Below are 26,425 nucleotides of genomic sequence, written 5' to 3' on the forward strand. Positions count from 1 at the left end.
CTCCGTCTCTTACTTCTTCTTACCGGCGATCGGCTTGGCCGGGCCCTTGCGGGTGCGCGCATTGGTATGCGTGCGCTGGCCGCGGACCGGCAGGCCCTTGCGATGACGCAGGCCGCGATAGCAGACCATGTCCATCAGACGCTTGATGTTCATGGCGGTCTCGCGACGCAGGTCGCCTTCCACCTTGTAATCAGCGTCGATGGTCTCGCGGATGCGCAGGACTTCGTCGTCGGTCAGCTGGTTGACGCGGCGCTCGGCCGGGATGCCAACCTTGGAGCAGATGTCGGTCGCGAACTTCGGGCCGATACCATGAATGTACTGAAGGGCGATAACCACACGCTTAGCCGTGGGGATATTGACGCCAGCGATACGCGCCACGTGTCTTCTCCTCGTTATGTCCGGCAGGTCCGCCGGACGATCTTCGTCCACATCCCGCCTGCTGGTTCCGGTGCCCGTGGCGGGGCGTCCGGTCGGCTTCGGGACATCTCATCCGAAGAAACCCTGGCAATGCCCGGGCCTCCAAATGCGTACGCGCGTCACAACCGCTCCCCCTTCCTTCGCAGGATGGGCGAGCAGGCATGAACGCACGCGACCAATCCTAGAGCCTAGGATCAGAGGCGCGGAGTATAGGCAGGGGCATTAAGGAGTCAAGCCGCATCAATGCGCGGAACGCGGGGTCGGCCAGCGACCCGGCGCATGACTGTATGGGGTGGATTATAGCCGATTACATGCCTGCGCACCAGGGCTGGCGCTTGCCACCCTGATAGGGCCGGGCGTGACCGGCGCGGATCATGGCCTGGGCCAGGTCGGTGCCGTCGGCCAGCGTCACGCGGGCCCGCACCCGGCCGCCATATTTATCATATTCGACATCATGCAGGCGGATGGACCCGTCGCCCTTGCCTTCGGTGGCCGGTGCCACCAGGGCCGCCAGCTTCTGTTTCGCGGCTTGGGCCATGCGCTTCTCATCGGCGCAGTCCGACCGGCTTTCCGGCGTGTCGATCCCGTCGACGCGTACCCGCGTCGTCACTTCCTGGTCCAGCCAGATGGCGACGCGCACCCCCAGCGTGTCGCCATCGACCACTTCCGTGACCCTTGCCGACATGGGCCCCGCCATGCGGCTGACGGCCAGCGACGGTACCGCACCCAGCGCCAGCAGGGCGGCCATGGCCATCATCAGGGGCAGGGAGGGGCGGGACATGGCGATGGTCAGAATCCGGAAGGGCGAAGCGCACGCTATTCTATGTGCAAGCGTCCCGGAACGAAACGGAAATGTGTGACCATCGTCCTAAGTTGAATATACTTAGGATCATTAACGCAATTTATGCCTACAAGTAGGTTCAATTGCAACCATGGGGATCAGAAGTCGCTGCAACGACCCTTGAATTCCCAATCCCCGAAGCGGGTGGGTTCCGGCCCGGCAGGGCCGCCGATCTCTCCGGGTGGCTGCACGACTGGCGCCTTGCGAACCGGGTTGGCATCGGCCTGGGGGATTTCGGGCTTCTTCTCGTCGCTCATGGCGCTCTCCATTCCATATGCGGCAGATATGGCGCGGGGGATCGTCGCTGCCAAGCCTTGATGCGGGCGGGGCGGGGGCCATATCAGGAACGTGGGGCCGATCGGGCCCGTTGATGACAGGCACGAAGGAGCCTTGAGGGAAGATCATGAACGGCTATTTCCGCACCGCAATGCTGCTGGCAGGGCTGACGGGCCTGTTCCTGGCCGTCGGCTTCATGCTGGGCGGGCAATCGGGCATGGTCATCGCGTTTGGCATCGCCGTGGCCATGAACGCCTTCGCCTATTGGAATTCCGACAAGGCGGTGCTGCGCATGTATGGCGCCCGCCAGGTGGATGCCAATAGCGCCCCCCAGTTCTACAGCATGGTGCAACGTTTGGCGCAGCGCGCCGAACTGCCCATGCCCAAGGTCTTCATCATCGATAATGACCAGCCCAACGCGTTTGCCACGGGACGCAATCCGGAGAACGCGGCCGTGGCCGCCACCACTGGCCTTTTGTCCCGCCTGTCGGCGGAAGAGGTGGCGGGCGTGATGGCGCATGAGCTGGCGCATATCAAGAATCGCGACACGCTGATCATGACCGTCACCGCCACGCTGGCCGGTGCCCTGTCGATGCTGGCCAACTTCGCCATGTTCTTCGGCGGGCCGCATTCCAATGGCGAGAACCGCAACAACCCGCTGGGCATCGTCGGTGTGCTGCTGGTCTCCATCCTCGCGCCCATCGCCGCCATGCTGGTGCAGATGGCGATCAGCCGGAGCCGCGAATACGAGGCCGACCGTATGGGGGCGGAGATCAGCGGTCGCCCCGACTGGCTGGCCGATGCGTTGGAGGGTATTCAGAGCGGGGCTGCCCGCGTTCCCAATCAGCAGGCGGAGAACAACCCGGCCACGGCCCATATGTTCATCATCAACCCGCTGCACGGGCGCGGCATGGACAGCCTGTTCTCCACCCATCCCCGCACGGAAGAACGGGTGCGTCGTCTGCGCGCCATGATCATGGGCGGTTCCGTCCCGCCCCGCCGCCCCGCCAGCACCCCGCCGCGCCGGGGGGGCAGCGTGCCCGATGCCGGGGGGCGCAATCCGCGTAAGGGCGGGTTGCCCTGGGGCTGACTATTTCATGGGGGTGGCGGACGGGGCTGTGCCCAACGCCGTTCCCACGGCCTCCATGAAACGGCCTGCCACGTCGAAACTGTCGGGATTGGCGGTGTTGGCGTTGAAGCCAATGGTCAGGTCGATGGCGGGACAATGCACCACCAGCGTGCCGTAATAGCCGCCAAGCCCCATGCAGGCGTGTGGCCCCACCTTCTCCGGAGCGAACAGGGCGGGGCGGGCGATCAGCATATAGCCTGCGCCCGCCTCCGCCGTTGCTATGGTCAGGCCCGACGCCAGCGTGGCGGGGTCGCGGAACACATGTCCGCGGAAAATCCCCCGGAAGAACCGCGCCACATCACCCAAGGTGGATACCAGCCCGCCGCCGCCAAAAAGATCATAGGATGGATCGGCAGCCGTCATATCGACGCCCGATGCATATTGATGAGTGCGGGGCTTTGCTGCCGCTGGTGCCGGCTCCAGGCTTTCCAGCCAGGTGCTGGACAGAGCCAGCTTGTCATAGGGCAACAGGCTGCGCAGAGCTGTACCCATGGGCATGCCCGTTGTCCGTTCCAGGATTTCACCCAGGATGGAGTAGCCGGTATCGGCATAGTGGAAGCGTTCGCCGGGTGTGCCATAGGCTGGCCCCGCCTTCATGGCGATGGCGATCTGCTCGGCCCGCGTCCACCGCCGCTTCGGGTCGGACAACATGGTCTTCTCATAGGACGGGTCATCGAAGAAATCCCGCAGTCCGCTGGTATGATCCATCAGTTGTCGGATCGTGATGCGGTTCGGATTATAACCGCCACTGCGCAGCAATGCCGCTGTTTCCGGCGCGAGCAGGGCGTTGATCGGCTGCGCCAGCGACAGTTTGCCTTCCTCTTCAAGCCGCAGGATGGCGGCGGCGATGAAGGCCTTGGTGATGCTGGCCACGCGGAAAGGGTGATCGGCTGTCAATGGTGTGCCGGCAGGATCGGCATTGCCGACAGCCGCCTGCCAGTCGATGCCACGGCGTGGTGCCTGGACGATGACAGCGATACCCGGGCTGTCGGGCAGGCTGGATGCGGCGTTCTCCAGCGCCTTCTGGAAAATCTCCGCAGGCGGGGGCTCCGCCATGGCCCGCGCACCAGGACCAGCCAGTGCCAGTGAAAATGCGACCGCCGTCCATCCCCGCCGCCACTCCATGCCATTCCCTCCGGTCAGGTTGTTTCGCAAAACAGGCAGGCCGTTACAGCGTCGCCAGCCGATCGGCGATCAGGTCGCTCAGCCCGACGGCATTGGTCGGATGCGCGATGCCATCGGCCGATACCACGGTTTCGATCCCCGCCACCTTGAACGCCGCCAGCCGTTCGATGGGGAAGACGGCATGCACGGTGGCGGCCAGTACCCGGGCGGCACCGTGGGCATAGGCGACCTTGGTGGCATCCAGCAGGGTGCCACCGGAACTGATGATGTCATCGATGAACAGCACGGTGCGGCCCGTCAGGTCGGTGCCGGGGGGCAGGCCCACCGTGACGTCGGTATCCCCGCGCCGTACCTTCAGCCCGACAATGCTGTCCAAGCCGGCAGCCATCGCGGCACCCCGCACCAGATGTTCCGATTCCTCGTCCGGCCCCAGGATCACCCAGCCCTGATCGACGGCTCCCTGTGCCTTGGCCCATTGGCCCAGCAACGGCCCGGCGGTCAGCGCGGCGGACCGGCCGCCGGGGAAAACGTCCCCCAGATCATGGATGCGGTGCAGGTGCGGATCGACCGTGACCACCCGATCGAACAGGCCGCCCAGCCAGCTTCCCATGATCCGCTGGCTGACCACCTCGCCCGGATTGAACTCCATATCCTGGCGCATATAGGCCAAGTAGGGGGCGACCAGGGTCAGCTCCTTCGCCCCGCGTTCACGCAGGGCACCGGCCAGGAATTGCAACTCCACCAGCTTGTTGTTGGGCTGGTCGAGCGAGCGCACGATGATGGCGCGCTCCGGCGCCGCGTCCAGCCGCACCAGGCTTTCCCCATCGGGGAATCGGTGCAGCACCACCTGATGTGCGGCCAAGCCGATGCGACCCGCCAGGCTGCCGGCCAGCGCCTCGCTATCGGGAAAGCCGATCAGAATATCCATTGCCGTTCCATCCCTACCGGGCCGTTTGACCGAACCCTTCTTATGACATGCGATGATCAAATTACACCTGGAGGTGCCCGCTGCGCATCCGGGAAGCGCGGGGTGCCAAATCAGTATGGCGGAATTTGGTGTTTTTTGATTATCGGCTGTAATATCGCTTCGTTTGGGTCATTCTGCCGCAATTGTTCCACGGCCCGCTCTCGCGCGGCTTGCTTCGATCGTTGCGTTCACGGCATCTTCGCATTGGCGTCGTTTGAAAGGGGTGGCCCGATGTGGGGGCTTGGCGGTAGCAGCGGCATGGATCCGTTGGAACTCTCCGAGAAGGAGTACGCTGCCCTGGAGGAGGCGCTGATGGCGTCGGCCCGCGGGCGCGCGTTCCTGCGCCAGCGTGACCGGCAGACGCGCATCGTGGCCCAGGATGACTGGCGGGCCCTGTTGGGCAGCATGACGGAGCAGGTGGAACGCCTGCAGGGTATTGGCGGTGGCGGTGCCGCCGGCCCTGCGGCGGTCGTCGGCGATCAGAGCCCGCATATCCACATCATGCGGGAGGAGCTGAAGCAGCTCTCCAGTTATATAGAGCAGACGCGGCAGGAGATTGCGCAGCTGCGCCCCATGGATGCTGGCGCCAACCGCATCATGGCCGCCACGAACGAGCTGGACGCCATCGTCTCCGCTACCGAACGCGCCACGTCGGACATCCTGAACGCCACAGAGCGCATCCAGGCGCTGGTGGCCCGCCTGCCGCAGAACGACATCACCAACGATATCGATGCCCAGACCATCGAGATCATGACGGCCTGTTCCTTCCAGGACATCACGGGCCAGCGCACCACCAAGGTCGTCAACACGCTGCGCTATATCGAGCAGCGCGTGAACACGATGATCGAGATCTGGGGTGTGGAGGAGACGCCGGGCGGCAAGAAGGTCGGCACCGACGGCCTGATCGCGCTGCGTCCCGACGATGACCGTCCCGACAAGCATCTGCTGCACGGCCCCGCCATGGAGGCGGTGAGCCAGGCCAACATCGATGCACTGTTCGACAGTTTGGATGGCCCGCCAAAGGCCGATGCCAACGACGACATGACCAACATGGATGATTGGGGCCTGTCGGAGGAGGAGATGGCGCCACCGCCCCCTCCGCCCCCGCCCCCGCCTCCCCCCCCGCCGCCACCCCCGCCGCCTCCCCCGCCGCCTCCCCCGCCGGCAGCCGGGGCCACCGTGTCCCAGGCGGATATCGACGCCTTGTTCGGGTAACACCCCATGTCCGCAGATCCCAACCATGTCGCCCCGCGCGTGCGCCTGACCCAGGCACAGCTGGACCGTGCGTGCGAACGGCATCTGGCCTATCTGTCCGGCATGCAGGGCGGGGCGAAGCTGAGCCTGCCCTTCTTCGACCTTTCGGGCCTGTCCTTCAATGCCCGCAACCTGACCAACGCCAACCTGTCGGGCGCCATCCTGCGCGGCACGCGGTTCGTGGGCGCCAAGCTGGATTACGCCGACATGTTCGGCTGCGACCTGACGGGGGCAGACCTGTCGAATGCGCAGCTGACGCGTACCGATCTGCGCGCGGCCAGCCTGCGCGGTGCCGTCCTGCGCGGTGCCAAGATGGTGGAGTGCGACCTGCGCGACGGCAACATGGCCGTGTCGACGCGGGCCGATTTCAAGGTGCTGGGCCTGGATATCGGCCCGGCCGACATCTCGTCCGCCGTGATGATCGATGCCGACCTGACACGCGCGCGCCTGACCGGCTCCTGCGCGCGGGAGGCGGATTTCTCCGGCGCCACCCTGGCCGGGGCGCAGCTGGCCCGCGTCGACCTGCGCAATGCCCAGTTCAAGGCCACCAACCTGGATGGGGCAGACCTGGTGGATGCCGACCTGCGTGGCGCCGACCTGTCGGGTGCGAAGGTTTCCGCCCAGGCGTTGCAAACCGCCATCCGCACGGATGAGGAGGCGCTGCGCCGCGGCGTGAATGTCGTCTCCGACCTGCCGCCGCCTGTGGTGCCGGCCGCGGTGGTGCCGGAATCCGTGCCCAACAGCCCGCCGCCGCCCGAACGGCTGGACGCCATGCTGCGCGCCCATGCGCAATGGGTGGCCACGGGCGGGCAGGGTGGACATCAGCTGGATATCAGCGGCCTGGACCTGTCGCATGCCGATCTGGCGGGCCGGGTCCTGACCCTGATGAAGGCGGTGGGTGTCAATTTGCGCGGTGCCGACCTGCGCGGTGCCCAGATGCAGGCGGCGCAGCTGTCGGGTGCCGACCTGCGCTCCACCAATCTGGGCTTCGCCGATCTGCGGGGTGCTTCGATGGACCGCGCCAACCTGATCGACGCCAACCTGGAAAAGGCCAACCTGTCCAAGCTGCTGACCGCGCGCGGGCATGAGCTGCGCACCTCCCTGGTCCGCGCCCGCCTGGCCGCCGCCGTGCTGCGCGGCGCCGATCTGTCTGAGGTGGATTTCACCGGCGCCGACTTGACGGAAACCGTGCTGGAAGGGGCGAACCTGGAAGGGGCGACGATCGAGGCGGCGCGGGGTATCAGCCTGGGGTAAATGGTCTCGTCTGCGGCGGTACGGCCCATTCGCCCGTCCCCGCATGCATCACGCCTGGCAGCGGGTGCAGGGCGTGGATGCGCTGATAGTCGCGCACATTGAAGGTGACGATGGCGGCGTCATGCACCAGGGCCACCGCCGCGATCACCAGATCAACACCCACCTTCATCTTCGTGCTTCCCGGATGCGGCGTGAAGAAGTCGCGCAGCGCCGGTATGGCGAACAGCCGGGCCTGCATGCGTGCCACCTCCGGCCCTGCTGGCAGAACGGTCAACTGTTCGGTGCCCAGCACGGTTTCCAGCCACGCTTCCAACTCGTCTGCCCGTGTCGTTTTCCCTGCCAGCCGTTGTTTCTCAATCCCGTACTGGATTTCGAACACCACCACGGCGGGAATGGCCAGCGTCGCCATGTCCCTGACGGACAACCAGTTCAGCAGATGTGCATTGGGGTGCTGGCGGGAAAGGTCGCTGACCGCATTGGTATCCAGGATATAGCGGATCATCGTGGCAGCGGGCCCATCAGGCCTACCCCGGCCTCCCGAAGTTCGGCGATCGCATCCTCCAGGTCATGATCGTCCGCTGCGCGCGGACCGCCGGCCAGCAGCGGGTTGCGGGCCAGGGCCCTGCGCCCGGATTCATAGGCACTGCGGGCCACGATCACGACCTCCTGGCCATCCTGACCACCGACGACCTGCGGCTCCCCCGCCTGCGCGCGGCGTACCAGATCGGCCAGTTGGGCCTGGGCCTCCTCGATCTGCCAGGAACGATCCATCGCCGTCTCCACATTCGATCCAGTCAGAATGGGCGCACCCGCTGCATCCGTCAACGCCACCCACAAAAGCAAACAGCGGGGTCACCCCCGCTGTCCGCCTTGTCCTTATCCGTCCAACCCTCAGCCGCGATTCATGCGGCTGCTGACCAGATCGGTGACCACGTTGGGATCGGCCAGCGTGCTGGTATCGCCCAGGGCCTCATGCTCGTTGGCGGCGATCTTGCGCAGGATGCGGCGCATGATCTTGCCCGACCGGGTCTTGGGCAGGCCCGGCGCCCACTGGATCAGGTCCGGCGTGGCGATGGGGCCGATCTCCTTGCGCACCCAGGTCACCAGCTCCTTGCGCAGCTCCTCCGTCGGGTCCTCCCCGGCGTTCAGCGTCACATAGGCATAGATGCCCTGGCCCTTCAGGTCGTGCGGATAACCCACCACGGCGGCCTCGGCCACCTTGGGATGGGCGACCAGGGCGCTTTCGATCTCCGCCGTGCCCAGGCGATGGCCGGACACGTTGATCACGTCATCGACGCGGCCCGTGATCCAGTAATAGCCATCCTCGTCCCGGCGGCAGCCGTCGCCGGTGAAATACTTGCCCTTGAAGGTGGAGAAATAGGTCTGGATGAAGCGCTCATGGTCGCCGAACACCGTGCGCATCTGGCCGGGCCAGCTATCGATGATGCACAGGTTGCCCTCCGTCGCCCCTTCCAGGACGGCGCCTTCATTATCCACCACCTGCGGCTGGACGCCGAAGAAGGGCAGGGTGGCCGAACCCGGCTTCTGGCCGATGGCGCCGGGCAGCGGGGTGATCAGGATGCCGCCCGTCTCCGTCTGCCACCAGGTATCGACGATGGGGCAACGCCCGTCACCGACCACGGAATGGTACCAGAGCCAGGCTTCCGGATTGATCGGCTCCCCCACCGAGCCCAGCAGACGCAGGCTCTCACGGCTGGTCTTCTTCACCGGACCCTCGCCCTCACGCATCAGGGCGCGGATGGCGGTGGGGGCGGTGTAGAAGATGTTGACCTTGTGCTTATCGATGACTTCCCAGAACCGGCTGACCGACGGATAATTGGGAATGCCCTCGAACATCAGGGTCGTGGCGCCATTGGCCAGCGGGCCATAGACGATATAGGAGTGGCCCGTGACCCAGCCCACATCGGCCGTGCACCAGTAGATGTCGCCATCATGATAGTCGAACACATACTGGTGGGTCATCGACGCATAGACCAGATAACCGCCGGTCGTGTGCAGAACGCCCTTGGGCTTGCCGGTGGAGCCCGAGGTGTAAAGGATGAACAGCGGGTCTTCCGCCCCCATCACTTCCGGCTTGTTCTCGGCTGGAACCTTGGCCACCTCATCATGGTACCAGTGGTCGCGGCCTTCTTTCCAGGCCACAGCCCCACCGGTGCGCTTGACCACGATGACCGACGTGACGCCCGGCGCGCGCTCCAGGGCCTTGTCGACATTGGCCTTCAGCGGCACCTTGCGGCCGCCGCGCAGGCCCTCATCCGCCGTGATCACCAGCTTGCTGTCGCAATCGACGATGCGGTCATACAGGCTGTCGGGGGAGAAGCCGCCGAACACGATGGAATGGACCGCCCCCACCCGCGCACAGGCCAGCATGGCATAGGCGGCTTCCGGGATCATCGGCAGGTAGATGGTGACGCGGTCACCCTTCTGCACGCCCTGGGCCTTCAGCACATTGGCCAGACGCCCCACCTTTTCGTGCAGTTCACGATAGGTGATATGGGCGCTCTCCTCCGGATTGTCGCCTTCCCAGATGATGGCCGTCTGGTCGCCGCGCTTTTCCAGGTGCCGGTCCACGCAATTATAGGCGACGTTGGTGGTGCCATCCTCGAACCAGCGGATGTCGACATTGCCCTCGAAGCTGGTGTTCTTCACCTTGGTGAAGGGGGTGAACCAGTCGATGCGCTTGCCATGCTCGGCCCAGAACCCATCGGGGTCGTTGACCGACTGCTCATACATGGATTTGTACGTGGCCGCATCGACCAGGGCCCTGCCGGCCACCTCTTCCGTCACGGGAAAGAACGAAGGGCTGCTCATGGCGTTTTGTCTCCCAAGGTTGACGGGCCGTACCTGTCGCCGGCCTTCATCTCTGTCGGGACCGCGTGCCGGCGGCGGTGTCATCCGCGCCTGTCGGTCCCGTCCGTTTGCGCAATGTTATGTAAGCATCGGCCAGCCTGTTTGGAACATGTACATTCGTCGTGTTGGCATTTCGACGCATTCAACGGTTTTTTCTGGACAAACATTGCCCCGCCATACCGCGTGCGGGGGCTTGCACAGCATGGTATGGTTGGTCCCGGTTCCATCCAGAGCGGGGGCGCGTGCGGGCATGAACGGGGTGATTCCCGAAGGAGACGGCGTTGGCGGGGTTGGGGACGACCTGGCGCAGCTGGGCACGCGCACCAGCCTGATGACGCTGAACCTGCTTCTGTCGATCGTACCGGAAGACGGTATCGGCTTTGCTGACGCCGCCGCGGCGGCGCGCAGCCTGTCGCGGCGTATTGACGCGGCAGCGGGAAACTTCGAGGAAATCATGCGGAAGGCTGGATAGGGCTCAGTCGCTGATCGCGATAACCCCGTCCGTGACGCTGACCGGCACCGACCGCAGCGGCCGGCCCGCGCAAGGGCCGATGATGCACATGCCGTCCTCCACCCGGAACTGGGCGCCGTGCGTGCTGCACTGGAGGTATCGGCCGTCGATGCTCATGAAATCGTCCGGGTCCATTTCCAATGCCACCCCGACATGCGGGCAGGAATTGCGATAGCCGAAGACCTGGCCGCCTTTGCGGGCCACCAGGATCTTCACCTTCGCCTCGCCCTTGGGCCAATCGAAGCCGCGTGCCGTGCCGTCGGGAATATCCTCCACACGGCACAGGACATGTCCACTCATGCCGCGACCCCGGCCAGGGCGCAGATATGCGTCCATTGCGCGTCGGTGACGGGGCAGACGGACAGGCGCGACTGCTTGATCAGCTGCATCTCCGCCAGGGCAGGATCAGCCTTCATCTGCTTCAGTGTGACCGGTGTCTTGACTGGGGTCACCGGGGCCAGATCGACCATGACGAAGCGGCCAGCCGGATCGGACGGGTCCGGATAGGCTTCCTTGACGATCTCGGCGATGCCGACGATCTCCAGCCCCTCGTTGGAATGATAGAAGAAGGCGCGGTCGCCGACCTTCATGCTCTTCAGGTTCAGGGCCGCCTGATGGTTGCGCACGCCATCCCAATGGGTGCGGCCATCGGCAACGAACTTGTCCCAGGCGTACTTGAACGGCTCGGACTTCACCAGCCAATAGGCCATGTATGGGTTCCTTGTAGGTCAGGTCGAGGGCGAAGCCCGAGCCCTGACATTGATGCCGCAAACCTTTCCTGTCAGGGCTCGCCTCCGGCTCGACCTGACCTACGGTGCTTACGGCAGAACCTTGCGATAGGGCCGGATGCTGACCGACTGGAACAGGCCGGCGATGGCATAGGGATCGGCGGCGGCAAAGGCTTCGGCGGCGGCGCGGTCGGGGAAATCGAGGACCAGCAGGCTGCCCACCGGCTTTTCGCCGGCCTCGTCCAGCAACGGGCCGGCGATGATGATGTGGTCCAGCTTGCTGTTCAGATAGTCCAGATGCGTGGGCCGGTTGGCCAGACGCAGTTCCAGGGAATTCGGCTTGTCATGGCATTCAAGGACGAAATGCATGGGGAAGGGTCCCGTCGGTCGGTTGATTTCCGACCATGCTTAGCCGTGGCGAACGCTGCCGTCCAGCGTCAGGCTTCCACCAGTTCCAAGAGCCGCCCGTCGGGCGCGAAGCAGGCGCAGATCAGCCGTCCGCCGAACCCGGCCCCGCCATCCAGGCTGGCGGTGAAGTCGGTGACGGTCGGGCCCGGCCCGTGGGCGGGGTCATAGCCGCGCACAACGCGGCGGAAGCCGTTATAGGGCTCGGCGATGCGGGCGAAGCTATTGCCGCCCCACCAGAAGATGTCGGCCTGCATATGCAGCGGCTTGGCCGGGTCCAGCCCTGCATTGACGAACAGCAGCTCCGTGGGGCTGCCGTCCCCGGCACTGGTATAGGCGCAGCGGCGCACGGCATTCAGCAGATTGTCATGACCGGGCGCGTTGCGCAGGGCGGCGCGCAGTTCCGCTGTCCAGCGGGCCAGCGTCACGGCCCCGTCGCGGGCCGATGCCAGCCCGTGCTGGGCATTGCCGCCATAAGCGGCCAAGGTCGCTTCCAGCCCCTGATCGACCATCCATTTCAGCACGGCGGCCGGGTCGGGCGCGAATTGCAGCTGCAACAGCTTGTGCCACATCTCCTCCTGCCCGCCGCGCAGATAGGTGATGTCGGTGACCACCACGCCGCGCATGGCCAGGATCTGGCGGCGGAAGGACAGCAACTCCTCCACCGTCTCGCGCACGGCCGTGCCGCGCCCGATCATGTTGCCCAGATAAACCAGCCGGTCGCCGGGCTGGAACCGCTTGCCGACATCGTCATGCAGGGCCGCCAGCCGCGTCGCCTCGCCATGCACCGCACCCACCGCCCACACGCGGCGCGGGCGGCCCAGCAGGGCATATTTGCGGTCATCCGACATTGGCGGTCCGGCAGGTTTCACAGGGTCGCGCCAGTGTAGGGCGTACCGCGGCGCAAAAAAAGAGGCGTTCACAGGGTGAACGCCTCTTAATACTAAATATTCCGCATTTTTGACAGCGGTATGCTTGATCTAGTGGTTGTAGCCCTTTCGCGCCGGGCACCACTAGAGATTAGAGATCAGGCCGCCTTGCTCAGCACGGCTTCCAGCTTCTCGGTGGCCTTGCGCTCATCGATCATCTCGACGACGGCCAGCTCACGGGCCAGACGCTCCAGGGCGGCATGATAGATCTGCCGCTCGCTGTAGGACTGGTCGGACTGGTCCTCGCCGCGATACAGGTCGCGCACGACCTCGGCGATGGAGACCGGGTCGCCGGAATTGATCTTCGCTTCATATTCCTGGGCGCGGCGGCTCCACATGATGCGCTTGATCTTGCTGGGGCCCTGCAGGGTCTCCATGGCGGCCTTGATCCGGTCCTTGGTGGACAGGCGGCGCAGGCCGGAGGCCTTGGCCTTCGCCACGGGAACCTTCAGCGTCATCCGTTCCTTTTCGAACTGGATGGCGTACAGCGTCACGCTCATGTCGGCGATGCTGTGGGTTTCGATCCCGATAATCTGACCAACCCCGTGGGCCGGATAGACAACGTGATCCCCGGTGGTGAAATCTAGGCTTTCGGACATGTTCGGTTGCTCTCTTTTTCCGCGCGGGGCTTAAGGCACCCAAGGGAACAAAAATGACTGGGGCCCCGACCGCACAGGCGGCGGGACCGCTCACTCGAAACGCTGCGATGGCGAAAGCGGTCGGCACATCAAGCCACGTTCACGGGCGCCGTGCCGATCCTCGCTGAACTGAATATAGTCGATGTTACGCCAACATGACAGAGGCGGAACGCACTGTTCGCCATTGGTTCCGCGCAGGGCGCGTTATGTCGGTCATGCGCCCATCGCATGGGCAGGGCGGATTCTTCTTAACCAACGGTCAATATCCGCACCGCTGGACGCCCGCGACAGGCAGGAAACAATCCTTCCATCGCGGGTCACACGCCTTGTTACTTCCCCGGCTTGGGGCTGAAATGCTGGGCGAACTTGTCGGGCACGTTCTTCCAGGCGTCGGCGTCGGGCAGCGCGTCCTTGCGGCGGTTGATGTTGGGCCAGATGCCGGCATATTCGCGGTTCATGGCCAGCCATTCCTCGGCCCGCGGATCGGTGTCGGGCAGGATAGCCTCGGCCGGGCATTCCGGCTCGCACACGCCGCAATCGATGCATTCGTCGGGATGGATGACCAGCGTGTTCTCACCCTCGTAGAAGCAGTCGACGGGACAGACTTCCACGCAGTCGGTGTACTTGCACTTGATGCAGGCCTCGGTAACGACGTAGGGCATGCCTGGACTCCAACGAACTGCCGCGCGCGGTATGGGGGTTTACCTGATGGGAGAGGTAGACAATCCGGGCAGCGGGCGCAACTGCTTCCATGGTATCAGCGGACATGCACGGGCCGTTGGGCTGAGACGTAAGATTATTACGGATGGGCTGAAGATGATTGATGAGAAACGCCACGCGCCCGCCACGGCGCGCAACCGCCAGCCGCTGCTCGACGCATTGCGCCCGCATCTGCCCGCCACGGGCCTGCTGCTGGAAATCGCCAGCGGCAGCGGGGAACATGCCGTTTTCCTGGCGGAAAACCTTCCCGGCCTGACCATCCAGCCCAGCGATCCCGACGCAGGCGCGCGCGCCAGCATCCGCGCCTGGACCGAAGGGGTGGCCAATATCCGCCCGCCGCTTCAGTTGGACGCCTCCGATCCCGCAAGCTGGCCCGATCTGACGCCCGATGCCATCCTGTGCGTCAACATGATCCATATCGCACCCTGGTCGGCGGCGCTGGGCCTGTTCGCCGGGGCGGCGAAACTACTGCGGCCGGATGCCCCGCTCTGCCTCTATGGTCCCTACAAGCGGGATGGGGCGCACACCGCCGACAGCAACGCCGCCTTCGACGCCGACCTGAAGGCACGCAACCCGGCCTGGGGCGTGCGCGACCTGGAGGCGGTGGCGGAACTGGCTGCCGGCCATGGGTTCGGGGAACCGACGGTGATCCTGATGCCGGCCAACAACCTGACACTGGTGTTCCGGCGGGAGGGTTGAGGTTGAGGGGTCCAACAAGCACTACCGTTATCCTCGCGAAAGCGGGGATCCAGCATAAGCGGCGTCTGCCGCGATATGAGTCTTATCGGCGCTAACCGCGCCTCATGCTGGATCCCCGCATGCGCGAGGATGACGGTAGAGAGGGCTGAAGCCTCTCACCCAGACTTGCCTGGATCCCCCCCCCTCAATAATCCCACTGGAACTGCACGCCGACCTTGCTCTCGGTGCCGACCTCGCCGCGCGCCTTGATATGGTCGGTGATGCCATATTCCACCGTGGCCTTGCTCTGGCCGGTGCCCAGCTCCTGTTCCACGCCGACATAGATATTGTCGCCGATATAGCGGCCGGCGGCGACGGTGCCGGCACCCGACCCGTCCTCGCTGCCCCGGAATTCCAGCCGGTCCACGCCCAGCGAGCGTTTCACGTTGTCAACAAAGCCCGGCCCGCCGCCGAAAAGGCCCGACAGTTGCGCCGCCGACTGCGCCAACTGCACCGCCTCCAGCGCCGACAGCTGCCCCGCACCACGGTTGAACAGCAGCCGGGCCAGCACCTCATCCTCCGGATAAGGTGGCTGGGAGGACAGTTTGACCGTCGGCTTGGACGGGCGGCCGGTGACGGTGACGATGGCGGTCAGGTCGCCGCGCTGGGTCTGCGCCTCCACATCCAAAGACGGATCGAAGCTGCCATCGCCCAGGAAGGTGACATTGGCCCGGTTCAGCGCGAAGGTCTGGCCCAGCAGCCCCATCTCACCCTTGACCAGCGCGACATTGCCCGACAGCAGCGGCGTGGCGGTGGTTCCACGCAGCTTCAGCGAGGCTTTCAGTTCTGCATCCAGCCCGCGCCCGCCGATATAGATCTGGTTGGGTGCCTCGACATCGATATTCAGGCGGATGACGACGATGGACGGCGCTTCGGCCCCCACCGCCTTGGCATCGGCACTGCTGACCGCCCCCGGTGGCGGCACACGGCGAGGATGGTTGATCTCCTTGACCTTCACCTCCACCACCGTGGGTGGCAGCTTGTCGGGGATACGGATATGGGCCTCGGCCACATCCACACGCCCGGCGATGGTCATGTCGCTGGGCTTGCCGGTCACCGTGATGTCGGCGCCGGCAAAGGCCTCCACCATGTCGATGCCGGCCAGCTTGGCCCGCTTGGCGGTCAGGTGCAGGTCGATCTGCTTGTCGCCCAGTTCGGGACGGAAGCCGAAGCTGCCCGACAGGCCGACGGTACCGCCGCCGGGCGTCTTGCCCTCGAACTTCTCGATGGCCAGACCTTGGGGATCGCCCTTCAGCACCGCCTGGATATCGGTGATCAGGGTGCCCCAGCGCTGGTTCTCATACCGGGCATTGTCCAGCTTCACGGTGCCGGTCAGCTCCCGCGCCGCCAGCGTGCCGCCCAGCGTCAGGTCCAGCACCATCTGCCCGCCCAGCCGGTCGCCAGTGGTGGCCAGCAGATCGTCCAGCCGGCGCAGCGCCAGATTGCCCTCCAGCCGGCCGCTGATCGGCTTGTCTGTGGGCACGGCGATGTTGGTCACCGCCCCCTGCATCTCCAGCGGCAGGTCGGCGCGGCCGGACAGGCCCACGCCCGATCCGGCACTGTCGATACGGGCGATCAGCGCCACGCGCCCCTTCTGCCAATCGGCGGTCAGGGTGGCGCCGAGCGGCGACGGGCCTTTCAGCACCTGTGGCGCCAGGGCGAATTCCGACAATTTCAGGTTCAGATTGCCCCTGGGGTCGGTGACCGTGCCCGACAGGCTGGCCGTGCCGTCCAGATGACCGTACAGCGTCAGGGTCGGATCGATCAGCCGCACCCAGTTGAGCGGCAGCCGGGTCAGCGACACCTGCCCGCCCAGCCCCTTGGGCGACATGTCGGCATTCGCCTCCAGCCTTGCATCGCCGGCCAGCAGAACCAAGCCCTGCACACCCACGACCCCATTGCCGAAGGACAGGTTGGCAGGATTGGCTAGCCGGAATTCCGTGTCGGCATAGGCGCCCGACAGACTGCCCAGGCCCAGGCGGCTGATACCGTCCTTGGCACCCGTGGCCAACTGGCCCTGCATGGCCAGCTTCACGGGCGACGACCCGCGCTTGCCCGACAGGTCGAAGCCCAGGGCCACGGCCGTCAGCGGCCCCTTGGCCGAACCGGTGATCTTGTCCAGGTCCAGGGTGCCGGCATCGATGCCGCTGATGGTGAAGCCGGCATCGACATTGGGCGTCTTGGCCGCTCCGTCCAGCCGGGCGGCCAGATTGATCGCCCCCACCTTCTGCCCATGCCAACGCCGCCACAGCTCCTTGAAATCCGCCTTCACCTCCGCCGATTGCTGGCCCCTGGCGTGGGACAGCTGCACCGACAGCGTGCCATTGCCCCAGACCTCGTCTCCGGCAATGAAGGCCAGGATGCCCAGGTCGGGGATGGTGCCCGCCAGCTCGCCGCTGGCCAGACCCGTGGCCGTATCCAGTTCCAGATCGCCGCCGATCTTGTTCAGGCCGATAACCGCATCGATCCCGTTCAGCGACAGGGTCGATCCGCTATGCGCGATGCCACTGCTGAGCGCTATGCGCTGGCCATTCAGGCTGGTTTCCAGGGCCACCCGGCCCTTGGGCGCCCGGGGCAGGCCGGCCATCTGCGCGTCCAGCTTGGTATCGACCAGTTGCAGCCCATCCACCACCAGCCCGTCGCCGGCAATCTCCAGCACCAGCGTGTCGGGCGACGGGCTTTTCAGCCGGGCGGTGACCCCACCGGCGACCTGGATGCCCAGGGCGGGGGACAGATAGGACAGGTCCGCCACCTCCGCCGCCAGATCGGCGCCAATGCCCTTGGGGCCGTACCGCCCCTCACCCCCCACCTTCAGGCGCGGGTTGGTCAGCGACAGGCGGCGCAGCAGCATCTCCTCGCTCACCGCGACATCGGCGAAGATCGCCGTGGTGCCAATCAACAGCGGATCCAGGGCCGGAATGCCGGCTGCGAGTTCCTTGCCTTCGCCCTCCACCACCAGCGCCGTCTGCCCGCCCGTGCGGCGCAGCTTGCCCTCCACCGCCAGCGATCCGGCCAGCTTGCGCCCGGCCAGCCCCGACAGGGGCGCCAGATCGCGGGCTGACAGGGTCAGCACCATCTCGCCATCCTTGCCCCAGCCGGTCAGCGCCCCGCTGGCCGTGGCCGATACGGCGGTACCGATGAAGCCGGCCTTGGCGATAGTGATGCCGCCCTTGGCCGGGGTGAGGGTCAGTTCGGCGGCCAGATCGGCCTTGGGTCCGGTCAGGGCGGCCAGCGGGCCACTGGCGCCTTCCATCCGGACATCACCGATCACCTCCACCGGGTCCAGCCCCTTGGTCACCAGCTTCACGCCCATGCTTTTCAGCAGCAGGTCGGGCAGGCCGACATTGTCCAGGGTCAGGTCGGTGGCTACCTGCGGCACCTCTGGTGTACCGGTCAAGGTGATGCTGCCGCGTGCAGCACCCAGGCTGGCCGGTGCCGTCAGCGGCGCCAGGATGGCGCCGTCGGGCAGTTCCACCCAGGCGCCGACATTGATGGCGCGGGTCTTGATGTCGAAGGCGCCGCCGCCGGAGATTTTACCGAAGGCGGCACTGATGCCGACGCCGTCCAGCGCCAGCTTCACGCCCGGATCGATCAGGCCGCCGGCCCCGATGCGCAGGTCCGGCCCGACCAGCGGCCGGATCGCCGGCGGCAGCATCGCCTGCATATTGCCCGACAGGTCCAGGCCGAAGGTCAGCTTCGATCCCGAAGGGCGGATGCGGAATTCCGCCTTGGCATCGACCACATCGCCTGCCTTGGCCGTGGCGCTGCCGGTCCAGTCGGTCAGCGGCCCTTCACCCTTCAGGGTCAGGGTAACGGGGGGGCGGCCGGGAATGTCCAGCATCTCCGCCAGCAGGCCATTGCCCTGCTCCGTGGCCTCCACCGCCAGGGTCAGGCGGCGACCGGCGACATAGGCACCGGCGACGGTCAGGGTGCCCGGCCGGTCATCGATACGCTTGATGTCCAGCGTCCCGGCCCCGCCCAACTCGCCGGCCGGCAGCTTGGCCTGTCCGGCCACGGTCAGTACGGCCGGGCTGCCGCCCAGCAGTTCCGCGCCCAGATTGACCTTTGCCAGCGCCAGTTCCGCCACATGGACGGAGACCGGCAGCTGGGGCAGGGCGCCGGTATCGTTGGGGTCTTCCGGCTGCGGCAAGGGCTGTCGCGCTACGTCGACGCTGGTGGCGGTCAGCGTGTCGATACTGAGGGTGCGGGAGAACAGGGGCCAGGGGTTCCAGGCCAGATGCGCGTCGGTCACCGTCAGCCAGACGCCATTGGCATCCGCCATGGTCAGACGGGCCAGGCGCAGGTCGAACACCGACCCGCTCGCCCCCTCCGCTACCAGCCCCGGCACGTTGCTCTGGGCCTGGGCCAGCACGAAGTCGCGGCCCGACGGCGTAGCCAGCCAGATGCCGGACGACACGGCGATCAGCAGCACCAGGGCCACCAGCCCCGCCAGCCCGGCGGCGATCCAGATCAGGATGGCGCGCATGTTTGTCGTCTTGTCCATCGCCGCCCCCTTAGAATGCCTGGCCGATGGAAATGTAGAACTGGAACGACTTGTCCCCGTCGCGCTTGTTCAGCGGTACGGCCACGTCCAGACGGATGGGGCCGATTACCGTCAGGTAACGGCCGCCGATGCCGGCGGCATAGCGCAACCCCTGGCCCAGCTTGGGATATTCCGTCGTATAGACATTGCCGGCATCAATGAAGGGCACGACCCCGATCTCATCCGTCACCATCACCCGCATTTCGGCCGACATTTCCAGCAGCGATACGCCGCCCAGCGGTTCACCCTGCGCGTCGCGCGGCCCCACCTCCTGATAGCCATAGCCGCGGATCGACCCGCCGCCGCCGGCGAAGAAACGCTTGTCGGCCGGCACGTCCAGCAGCCCGCCGCCGATCACCGCGCCATAGACACCGCGCAGGGCGGCGACATACTTGCCATTGTCGCTGAAGTCGAAATAGCCGCTGCCGCCCACCCGGGCGATGGCGAAGCTGCTGCTGTCGCCCAGCGCCGCCAGATAGGGGGTGACGGCACCCGACAGGCGGAAGCCCTTGGTGGGGTTCAGCAGATTGTTCGACTTGTCCCAGGTGATGGCGGCGGGGATGCCGACCAGGGTGTTCTTGGTGGTCTGGGTGTTTTCCTTGATATGCGACTGTTCGGCGGTGATGCCCAGGCTGGCCTTCAACCCCTTGGCCAGCTGCCGTTCCACCGCCGCCGTCACCACCACCGCCTTGCGGCGATAGGCATCGGGCCGTTCCGACAATGCCTCGGCCGACAGGTTGAGGGACTGCCGGCGCGACAGGAAATCGGGCTGCTGATAGGTGGTGGCCAGGCGATAGTCGAAATCGCTGGCGCTGGTCTCACCCCGGCGGGAAATGCCGGCGATGGAGGCATCCACGCGCAGCTTTTCCGCATTGCCCATCAGGTTGCGGTCGCCCCAATAGGCATTGGCGCCGAACCCGTCCTCGGTCCCGTAATCGGTGCCGAAGCCGACATAGTTCATCTCCCGCTCGGCCAGATCGACAATGACCGGGGCCTGGTTCTCCGCCGTCGGCTCGTCCGCCAGCCGCAGCCGGACGGAGGAGAAGACGCCCAGATTGGCCAGGGCCTCGCGCCCTTCCTCCATGGCGGCGGGGTGATAGACATCGCCCGTGCGCCAGGGCAGGCGGCGGCGGGCGGCGCGCTCGTTCACCTCGCTCAGCCCGTTGAACGTCACCTCGCCGAACTTCACCTCCGGCCCCGCATCGACAATATAGGTGACATCCATGCCCTGCACCGCATGGTCCACCACCAGCTCGCGGTCCAGCAGCTTGGCATAGGCATAGCTCTGTTCGGCCAGCCGCGGCAGGATGCGGCCCTCGGCATCGACCACGGCGGGTGCCCGGGCCGGCGACCCGATATCCAGGCCCAGCGCCTCGGCCAGCGGCGCGCCCTTGGGCAATGTGGCGCCGTCGGGTGCCGTCAGGGCCACGCGCGTGATCTTGTAGCGCGCCCCTTCCTCCACCAGGATCAATACCTTGGCGGGTACCACATCCACGTCGATCTCGGCATTGACGATGGCGTCGTAATAGCCTTCCGACCGCAGCGCGGCGCGGAACCGGTCCAGGTCGGCATCGGCGCGCCGTCCCAGGCCGATAGGGCTGGGCGGGGGCTGGTTCTTCAGTTCCAGCAGGCTCGACACCTCATGCAACAGGCGGGACAGATGCGGCTGATCCTCCACCCCCTGGATCGACACTTCGTATTTCGTTTCCTGGGCATGGGCGGGCAGTGCGGCCATGCTGGCCGCCGCCGACAACATCCAGATACGCCATCTGCCTTGGCTCATTATCCTCCCCCGGTTGCCGTCATGGTGGCATGGGGCGGGGGCGGGTTGCCAGGGGTAAAGGCCAGGCGCTTTGGTGTTATACCAATCTGCCGAAGGCTCGACCTTTGGCGGATTGGAGGCCGGATGCCGCCGCCCGGCGCCTGAGGGAACACGTGTCAGAGGCCCAAGTCATTGCGGGAATATTAATTTCGGCAGCCCGGACGCAGGGCTGCCCCACCTTCTGCGCCCTACCCGATGCGCCGCGATGCGATTATATTGCGCCGCGATAACAGCCCGGCCACCCAGTTCCCGCCCCCAAAGGCGGTTCGACAGGGTGGCCGGGCGTTTTTCATGCGCGAACCCCGATCCGGCGGACCTGGTCTATTGGGCGGCGCGCGACCAGCACCAGGCACGCAGGACCGTACCATGCAATTGCGCAACATCGCCATCATCGCCCACGTCGACCACGGCAAGACCACTCTGGTGGACATGCTGTTGAAGCAGTCCGGCACTTTCCGTGAAAACCAGCAGGTCGCCGAGCGCGCCATGGACAGCAACGACCTGGAGCGTGAGCGCGGCATCACGATCCTGGCCAAGTGCACGTCCGTTGTCTGGAACGACGTCCGTATCAACATCGTCGACACGCCGGGCCACGCCGATTTCGGCGGCGAGGTGGAGCGTATCCTGAACATGGTGGACGGCGTCTGCCTGCTGGTGGATAGCGCCGAAGGCCCGCTGCCGCAGACCAAGTTCGTGTTGGGCAAGGCCCTGAAGCTGGGCATGCGCCCGATGGTCGTCGTCAACAAGATCGACCGCCAGGACGCCCGTCCCGACGAAGTGCATAACGAGATTTTCGACCTGTTCGCCTCGCTGGACGCCAGCGACGAGCAGCTGGACTTCCCCACCCTGTTCGCCTCGGGCCGCAACGGCTGGGCCGTCGTCGACCTGAATGACGAGCGCAAGGACCTGACCCCGCTGTTCGAGCTGATCGTCAACCACGTCCCGGCCCCCAAGGTCGGCAGCGTGGACGAGCCGTTCACCATGCTGGCCACCACCCTGGAAGCCAACCCCTATCTGGGCCGCATCCTGACGGGCCGCATCCAGTCCGGCCGCGTCAAGACCAACATGTCGATCAAGTCGCTGTCGCGTGACGGCAAGCTGATCGAGCAGGGTCGCGCGTCGAAGGTCCTGGCCTTCCGCGGCCTGGAGCGCGTGCCGGTTGACGAGGCGCAGGCCGGTGACATCGTCGCCATCGCCGGCCTGGTCAAGACCACGGTCGCCGACAGCATCGTCGATACCAGCGTTGACACCGCCCTGCCGGCCCAGCCGATCGATCCGCCGACGCTGGCCATGACCTTCTCGGTCAATGACAGCCCGCTGGCCGGTCGCGAAGGCGACAAGGTCACCAGCCGCATGATCCGCGACCGCCTGATGCGCGAAGCCGAAGGCAACGTCGCCCTGCGCATCCGCGAGACCGAGAATGCCGACGCGTTCGAGGTTGCCGGCCGCGGCGAACTTCAGCTGGGCATCCTGATCGAGACGATGCGCCGCGAGGGCTTCGAGCTGTCGATCTCCCGCCCGCGCGTGGTGATGAAGACCGACGCCACCACCGGTCAGCGTCTGGAGCCGATCGAGGAAGTCGTCGTCGACGTGGACGAGGAATTCTCCGGCGTCGTCGTGCAGAAGATCGCCGAGCGCAAGGGCGAGATGCTGGAAATGCGTCCGTCGGGTGCCGGCAAGGTCCGCCTGGTGTTCCATGTCCCGTCGCGTGGCCTGATCGGTTATCAGGGCGAGTTCCTGACCGACACGCGTGGTACCGGCGTCATCAACCGCCTGTTCCACGATTACGCCCCGTACAAGGGCGCGATCCCCGGCCGCCGCAACGGCGTGCTGATCTCCAACGCCGAGGGTGAGGCCGTTGCCTACGCCCTGTGGAACCTGGAAGATCGCGGCCCGATGATGATCGAGCCCGGCTGGAAGGTCTATGAGGGCATGATCGTCGGCGAGCACACCCGCGAGAACGACCTGGAGGTCAATGTTCAGAAGGGCAAGAAGCTGACGAACATCCGCACCACCAGCAAGGATGAAGCCGTCGTCCTGACGCCGCCCATCCGCATGGCCCTGGAAAAGGCCCTGTCCTACATCCAGGACGACGAGCTGGTGGAGGTTACGCCGAAGTCGATCCGTCTGCGCAAGAAGCTGCTGGACCCGAACGACCGCAAGCGCGCCGAGCGTCAGGCCGAAGCCGGCTGATCGGTTCGGGTGAGAGTTGAAGGGGGAGGCCTGGGCGACCGGGCCTCCCTTTTTCGTTTGAGTGGCGTTTAACTGTTGTAGAGACGTTGTATGGAAATCAAAAATCCTGAAAATTTCCTTTGAGCCAAAATAACATCCTTTTCCTGGAGTATATTTGGGTTATTGCATGCGCTGCATATGATGTATTTTTGATTTTTTATATCCTTTCCAGGGATTTTGTAGCTTCTCCCGCAATGTGTGCATGGCACCTCATGCATGTGTTGATCGAAGTCCAGCAAAGATCTACGTTGCTTCACACGACGATGCATTGCCGACTCTCCTGACAGATAGCTGGGAGAACATACTGCGTTGTTGTCGGTTTGGGATCATGGTCTCATGCACCAAGGGTGTGAGCCTAGATTTTCCCATCAAATTGGATTGCCCATTTTCAGAGTGGGCTCCCCACTTCATCTGTTTGGCGAAACGTGACAAGCTCAAACCTGAAAGCATGAGCTTCGGAGGCGTGAAACCATGCAAATATCGGTCAATGATCGCTGGGCCCGTTTCATTGCGGACGAAATGGCATCGGGCGGCTTCGATAGCCCGGATGGAGTGGTGGCGGAAGCGCTGAACCTGCTGCTGGCCCAGCGGGAGCAGCTCCAATCCTTGCGGGCCATGGTCCAAGCCTCTCTGGCGGAAGGAGGGGATCTGTCGGATGGGGAGCTGGACCTTCTCTTGAAGGCAGAAATGGACAGGATGGTGCAGACGGCGCAGTGAACATGCTACGCCGTCTTGCTTACAGCCACGCTGCGGCACGCGACTTCACCGCCATCCTGCGCTTCATAAGCCAGCGCTCATGCGACGACCGCGCGGGCCTGCGCTATGTTCAGCTTTTGAGAGAACAGTGTCAGAAGCTTGCGGAGCTCCGGGGAACGCTGGGCCGGCCTAGGGATGAACTTGCCCCCGGTCTACGCAGCTTCCCTTTCCAGGGTTATGTGATTCTGTTCCGGTACGAGCCAGACCGCTTGCTGATCGTCAATGTCGTTGAGGGGCGCCGCGACTTGGCAGCCTTCCTTGGAAAAGGCGGTTGAGAGCCGACCGTTCCTCACCGCCCGTCCAGCACCCAATCCGGCCGCACCCAGTGGCAGGTATAGCCGTTGGGGGTGCGCTCCAGGTAATCTTGATGGAAATCCTCCGCTTCCCAGAACGGGCCGGCATCGGTGATCTCGGTCACCACTTTCCCCGGCCAACGGCCGCTTTCATCCACTTCCGCCTTCACATGGCGGGCGGTTTCGGCCTGGGCGGCGTTTTCCACGAAGATGGCGGAGCGGTACTGGCTGCCGATATCGTTGCCCTGGCGGTTCAAGGTCGTCGGGTCGTGGATCTGGTAGAAGAATTCCAGCAGGCGGCGATAGGTCAGCTTCTCGGGATCGAAGCTGATCTCGATGGCTTCGGCATGGCCGGTGCGGCCGGTCTTCACGTCCTTGTAGGTGGCATTGGCAAGATCGCCGCCGGTATAGCCGACGCGGCTGCCCACGACGCCCGGCACCTTGCGGATCAGGTCCTGCATGCCCCAGAAGCACCCGCCCGCCAGGATGGCGCGTTCGATTGCCATGATCTCTTCCTTATCAGCGTTTCGCTCGGACGGTAGATTTGGTGATGTCCGGCATCGAAGTCCAGTGCCGGGCGCGCGGGTCATGGGGCACCTTTGCGTCATCGGCGTTCGACAAGAGCGGCGTGTCAAGGTAAACCCCCACGCCATGAATGATGCGACCACCAGCCCGGCCGACAGCGCGCTCGCCACGCGCGGCGCTGCCCTTGACCTTCTGTTCAACGTGCTGGCCAAGCGCGTGCCGTTCGATGACGCCTGGGATGCCAGCCGCGCCCTGCGGGCGCTGGAGTCGCGCGACCGCGCCTTCGTGCGCCTGCTGGTCGCCACCACGCTGCGCCGGCTGGGCCAGATCGACGCCGCCATCCAGTCCACCTTGAACAAGCAGGGCCAGCAGCTGAAGGCCGTGGTGCAGGACATCCTGCGTCTGGGTGCCGCCCAGTTGCTGTTCCTGGGCACGCCCGCCCATGCCGCCGTCGATACGGCCGTGGAACTGGCGGTGGCGCGCAAGCAGCATCCCTACAAGGGCCTGATCAATGCCGTGCTGCGCCGGCTGGACCGGGAACGCGATGCTATCCTGGCGGCGCAGGACCCCGGCCGCCTGAACACGCCCGACTGGCTGTGGCTGTCCTGGCGCAAGGCCTACGGCACGGCGCTGACCCGCGCCATCGTTGACACCCATCTGGCCGAAGCCCCATTGGACATCACCGTCAAGGGTGATGCGGCCGCCTGGGCTGAACGTCTGGAGGCCGAGGCGCTGCCCACCGGCAGCCTGCGCCGCGCCGCCGGCGGGCAGGTGACGGAACTGTCCGGCTTCGACGAGGGCGGCTGGTGGGTGCAGGATGCCGCCGCCTCCATCCCCGCCCGGCTGTTCGGTGATCTCAAGGGCCTGGACGCTATCGACCTGTGCGCCGCCCCTGGCGGCAAGACCGCACAGCTGGCGGCTGCCGGCGCGCGCGTCACCGCCGTGGACCGGTCGGACAAGCGGCTGGTCCGCCTGACGGAGAATATGCAGCGCCTCGGCCTGGGAGCGCAGGTGGCGACGATCGTGGCCGATGCCACCGAATGGCGCCCCGACGCGCCCGTCGATGCCGTGCTGCTGGACGCGCCCTGTTCTGCCACCGGCACCATCCGCCGCCATCCCGACGTGGCGCGGCTGAAATCGGAAGAGGATGTGGAGAAGCTGGGCCGCATCCAGTCCCGCCTGCTCTACCGCGCCGTCGACATGCTGAAGCCCGGTGGCACCCTGGTCTATTGCACCTGCTCGCTCCAGCCCGAAGAGGGCGAGAACCAGATCACCAACCTGCTCTACCGCCGGCCGGAAATGCAGGTGGTGCCGGTGACGGCGGACGAGGTCGGGGGGCTGGCCGATCTGGTCACGGCGGATGGTTACGTGCGCTGCACGCCGGGCCATCTGGCGGAAATCGGCGGCATGGACGGGTTCTTCGCCGCGCGGCTGCGGCGGGTCTCGTAACC

Annotated in this window: 26 protein-coding genes; 9 read left to right on the forward strand and 17 right to left on the reverse strand. The window is 65.5% G+C overall.

Annotated features, from left to right (window positions below; all coding sequences use genetic code 11):
• Positions 1-9: 9 nt before the first annotated feature.
• From rpsM to ACM9HJ_RS19515, 3 genes are all read right to left on the reverse strand, one after another.
• Positions 10-378: a 30S ribosomal protein S13 gene (gene rpsM / locus ACM9HJ_RS19505; RefSeq protein ID WP_416573424.1), complete on the reverse strand. Its 369-nt coding sequence runs from the start codon at positions 376-378 to the stop codon at positions 10-12.
• A gap of 346 nt (positions 379-724) precedes the next feature.
• The gene (locus ACM9HJ_RS19510) at positions 725-1,198 is read right to left on the reverse strand and encodes a thermonuclease family protein (protein ID WP_416573425.1); all 474 of its coding nucleotides are present in this window, start codon (positions 1,196-1,198) and stop codon (positions 725-727) included.
• Positions 1,199-1,356: 158 nt separating this feature from the next.
• Complete coding sequence (locus ACM9HJ_RS19515) at positions 1,357-1,527, reverse strand: succinate dehydrogenase assembly factor 4 (RefSeq protein WP_416573426.1); 171 nt, start codon at positions 1,525-1,527, stop codon at positions 1,357-1,359.
• Between the two features lie 134 nt (positions 1,528-1,661).
• On the opposite strand from ACM9HJ_RS19515, the gene htpX reads away from it, so the two are divergent.
• Positions 1,662-2,624 carry a zinc metalloprotease HtpX gene (htpX, locus tag ACM9HJ_RS19520; RefSeq protein ID WP_416573427.1) on the forward strand — a complete coding sequence of 321 codons (963 nt, stop codon included), beginning with the start codon at positions 1,662-1,664 and terminating at the stop codon, positions 2,622-2,624.
• Here htpX and ACM9HJ_RS19525 read toward each other — a convergent pair whose 3' ends face one another.
• Together ACM9HJ_RS19525 and ACM9HJ_RS19530 are read right to left on the reverse strand one after the other, a co-directional pair.
• Complete coding sequence (locus ACM9HJ_RS19525) at positions 2,625-3,719, reverse strand: serine hydrolase domain-containing protein (RefSeq protein ID WP_416573428.1); 1,095 nt, start codon at positions 3,717-3,719, stop codon at positions 2,625-2,627. It abuts the gene before it with no gap.
• Between the two features lie 112 nt (positions 3,720-3,831).
• A complete protein-coding gene (locus tag ACM9HJ_RS19530) occupies positions 3,832-4,716 on the reverse strand; it encodes a ribose-phosphate diphosphokinase (RefSeq protein ID WP_416573429.1) in 885 nt (294 codons plus the stop codon).
• A gap of 297 nt (positions 4,717-5,013) precedes the next feature.
• On the opposite strand from ACM9HJ_RS19530, the gene ACM9HJ_RS19535 reads away from it, so the two are divergent.
• A complete protein-coding gene (locus tag ACM9HJ_RS19535) occupies positions 5,014-5,970 on the forward strand; it encodes a protein phosphatase CheZ (RefSeq protein ID WP_416573430.1) in 957 nt (318 codons plus the stop codon).
• A 6-nt stretch (positions 5,971-5,976) separates the two neighbouring features.
• Entirely contained in the window at positions 5,977-7,263 is a 1,287-nt protein-coding gene (locus ACM9HJ_RS19540; RefSeq protein WP_416573431.1) for a pentapeptide repeat-containing protein, read from the forward strand.
• On the opposite strand, the gene ACM9HJ_RS19545 is transcribed toward ACM9HJ_RS19540, so the two are convergent.
• From ACM9HJ_RS19545 to acs, 3 genes are all read right to left on the reverse strand, one after another.
• Entirely contained in the window at positions 7,250-7,765 is a 516-nt protein-coding gene (locus tag ACM9HJ_RS19545) for a PIN domain-containing protein (RefSeq protein ID WP_416573432.1), read from the reverse strand. The two genes, ACM9HJ_RS19540 and ACM9HJ_RS19545, sit on opposite strands and share 14 nt — an antisense overlap.
• The gene (locus tag ACM9HJ_RS19550) at positions 7,762-8,034 is read right to left on the reverse strand and encodes a type II toxin-antitoxin system prevent-host-death family antitoxin (protein ID WP_416573433.1); all 273 of its coding nucleotides are present in this window, start codon (positions 8,032-8,034) and stop codon (positions 7,762-7,764) included. Before ACM9HJ_RS19550 ends, ACM9HJ_RS19545 begins: the two co-directional genes overlap by 4 nt.
• Positions 8,035-8,154: 120 nt before the next feature.
• Positions 8,155-10,095, reverse strand: coding sequence for an acetate--CoA ligase (gene acs / locus ACM9HJ_RS19555; protein WP_416573434.1), 1,941 nt, complete (start codon positions 10,093-10,095; stop codon positions 8,155-8,157).
• Between the two features lie 289 nt (positions 10,096-10,384).
• On the opposite strand from acs, the gene ACM9HJ_RS19560 reads away from it, so the two are divergent.
• Positions 10,385-10,606 carry a hypothetical protein gene (locus ACM9HJ_RS19560; RefSeq protein WP_416573435.1) on the forward strand — a complete coding sequence of 74 codons (222 nt, stop codon included), beginning with the start codon at positions 10,385-10,387 and terminating at the stop codon, positions 10,604-10,606.
• 3 nt (positions 10,607-10,609) lie between these two features.
• Here the strand turns inward: ACM9HJ_RS19560 and ACM9HJ_RS19565 are convergent, their stop codons facing one another.
• From ACM9HJ_RS19565 to fdxA, 6 genes are all read right to left on the reverse strand, one after another.
• Positions 10,610-10,945 carry a Rieske (2Fe-2S) protein gene (locus ACM9HJ_RS19565; protein ID WP_416573436.1) on the reverse strand — a complete coding sequence of 112 codons (336 nt, stop codon included), beginning with the start codon at positions 10,943-10,945 and terminating at the stop codon, positions 10,610-10,612.
• On the reverse strand, positions 10,942-11,355 hold the full coding sequence (locus tag ACM9HJ_RS19570) for an EVE domain-containing protein (protein ID WP_416573437.1): 414 nt from the start codon (positions 11,353-11,355) through the stop codon (positions 10,942-10,944). The genes ACM9HJ_RS19565 and ACM9HJ_RS19570 overlap by 4 nt, the downstream gene beginning before the upstream one ends.
• A gap of 108 nt (positions 11,356-11,463) precedes the next feature.
• A complete protein-coding gene (locus ACM9HJ_RS19575) occupies positions 11,464-11,742 on the reverse strand; it encodes a YciI family protein (RefSeq protein ID WP_416573438.1) in 279 nt (92 codons plus the stop codon).
• A 68-nt stretch (positions 11,743-11,810) separates the two neighbouring features.
• Positions 11,811-12,629 (reverse strand): hypothetical protein, encoded by an 819-nt coding sequence (locus ACM9HJ_RS19580; RefSeq protein WP_416573439.1) that lies wholly within the window; start codon positions 12,627-12,629, stop codon positions 11,811-11,813.
• 176 nt (positions 12,630-12,805) lie between these two features.
• Positions 12,806-13,306, reverse strand: coding sequence for a CarD family transcriptional regulator (locus ACM9HJ_RS19585; RefSeq protein ID WP_416573440.1), 501 nt, complete (start codon positions 13,304-13,306; stop codon positions 12,806-12,808).
• A gap of 368 nt (positions 13,307-13,674) precedes the next feature.
• Positions 13,675-14,007, reverse strand: coding sequence for a ferredoxin FdxA (fdxA, locus tag ACM9HJ_RS19590; protein ID WP_416573441.1), 333 nt, complete (start codon positions 14,005-14,007; stop codon positions 13,675-13,677).
• Between the two features lie 154 nt (positions 14,008-14,161).
• On the opposite strand from fdxA, the gene ACM9HJ_RS19595 reads away from it, so the two are divergent.
• The gene (locus tag ACM9HJ_RS19595; RefSeq protein ID WP_416573442.1) at positions 14,162-14,764 is read left to right on the forward strand and encodes a DUF938 domain-containing protein; all 603 of its coding nucleotides are present in this window, start codon (positions 14,162-14,164) and stop codon (positions 14,762-14,764) included.
• Positions 14,765-14,948: 184 nt separating this feature from the next.
• Here the strand turns inward: ACM9HJ_RS19595 and ACM9HJ_RS19600 are convergent, their stop codons facing one another.
• Both ACM9HJ_RS19600 and ACM9HJ_RS19605 read right to left on the reverse strand, forming a co-directional pair.
• Positions 14,949-19,307, reverse strand: a complete 4,359-nt coding sequence (locus ACM9HJ_RS19600; protein ID WP_416573443.1) for a translocation/assembly module TamB domain-containing protein — start codon at positions 19,305-19,307, stop codon at positions 14,949-14,951.
• 10 nt (positions 19,308-19,317) lie between these two features.
• Positions 19,318-21,129, reverse strand: coding sequence for an autotransporter assembly complex protein TamA (locus tag ACM9HJ_RS19605; RefSeq protein WP_416573444.1), 1,812 nt, complete (start codon positions 21,127-21,129; stop codon positions 19,318-19,320).
• A 405-nt stretch (positions 21,130-21,534) separates the two neighbouring features.
• Here ACM9HJ_RS19605 and typA point away from each other — a divergent pair, with 405 nt between their 5' ends.
• From typA to ACM9HJ_RS19620, 3 genes are all read left to right on the forward strand, one after another.
• Positions 21,535-23,361, forward strand: coding sequence for a translational GTPase TypA (gene typA / locus ACM9HJ_RS19610; protein WP_416573445.1), 1,827 nt, complete (start codon positions 21,535-21,537; stop codon positions 23,359-23,361).
• A 510-nt stretch (positions 23,362-23,871) separates the two neighbouring features.
• Positions 23,872-24,117, forward strand: a complete 246-nt coding sequence (locus ACM9HJ_RS19615) for a ribbon-helix-helix domain-containing protein (protein ID WP_416573446.1) — start codon at positions 23,872-23,874, stop codon at positions 24,115-24,117.
• 2 nt (positions 24,118-24,119) lie between these two features.
• Positions 24,120-24,431 carry a type II toxin-antitoxin system RelE/ParE family toxin gene (locus ACM9HJ_RS19620; RefSeq protein WP_416573447.1) on the forward strand — a complete coding sequence of 104 codons (312 nt, stop codon included), beginning with the start codon at positions 24,120-24,122 and terminating at the stop codon, positions 24,429-24,431.
• Between the two features lie 14 nt (positions 24,432-24,445).
• Here ACM9HJ_RS19620 and msrA read toward each other — a convergent pair whose 3' ends face one another.
• Positions 24,446-24,955 (reverse strand): peptide-methionine (S)-S-oxide reductase MsrA, encoded by a 510-nt coding sequence (gene msrA / locus ACM9HJ_RS19625; RefSeq protein ID WP_416573448.1) that lies wholly within the window; start codon positions 24,953-24,955, stop codon positions 24,446-24,448.
• A gap of 145 nt (positions 24,956-25,100) precedes the next feature.
• On the opposite strand from msrA, the gene ACM9HJ_RS19630 reads away from it, so the two are divergent.
• A complete protein-coding gene (locus ACM9HJ_RS19630; protein WP_416573449.1) occupies positions 25,101-26,423 on the forward strand; it encodes an RsmB/NOP family class I SAM-dependent RNA methyltransferase in 1,323 nt (440 codons plus the stop codon).
• Positions 26,424-26,425 lie beyond the last annotated feature (2 nt).

It is taken from the genome of Niveispirillum sp. KHB5.9 (assembly GCF_048066115.1).
In the GTDB taxonomy this organism is placed as follows: Bacteria; Pseudomonadota; Alphaproteobacteria; order Azospirillales; family Azospirillaceae; genus Niveispirillum.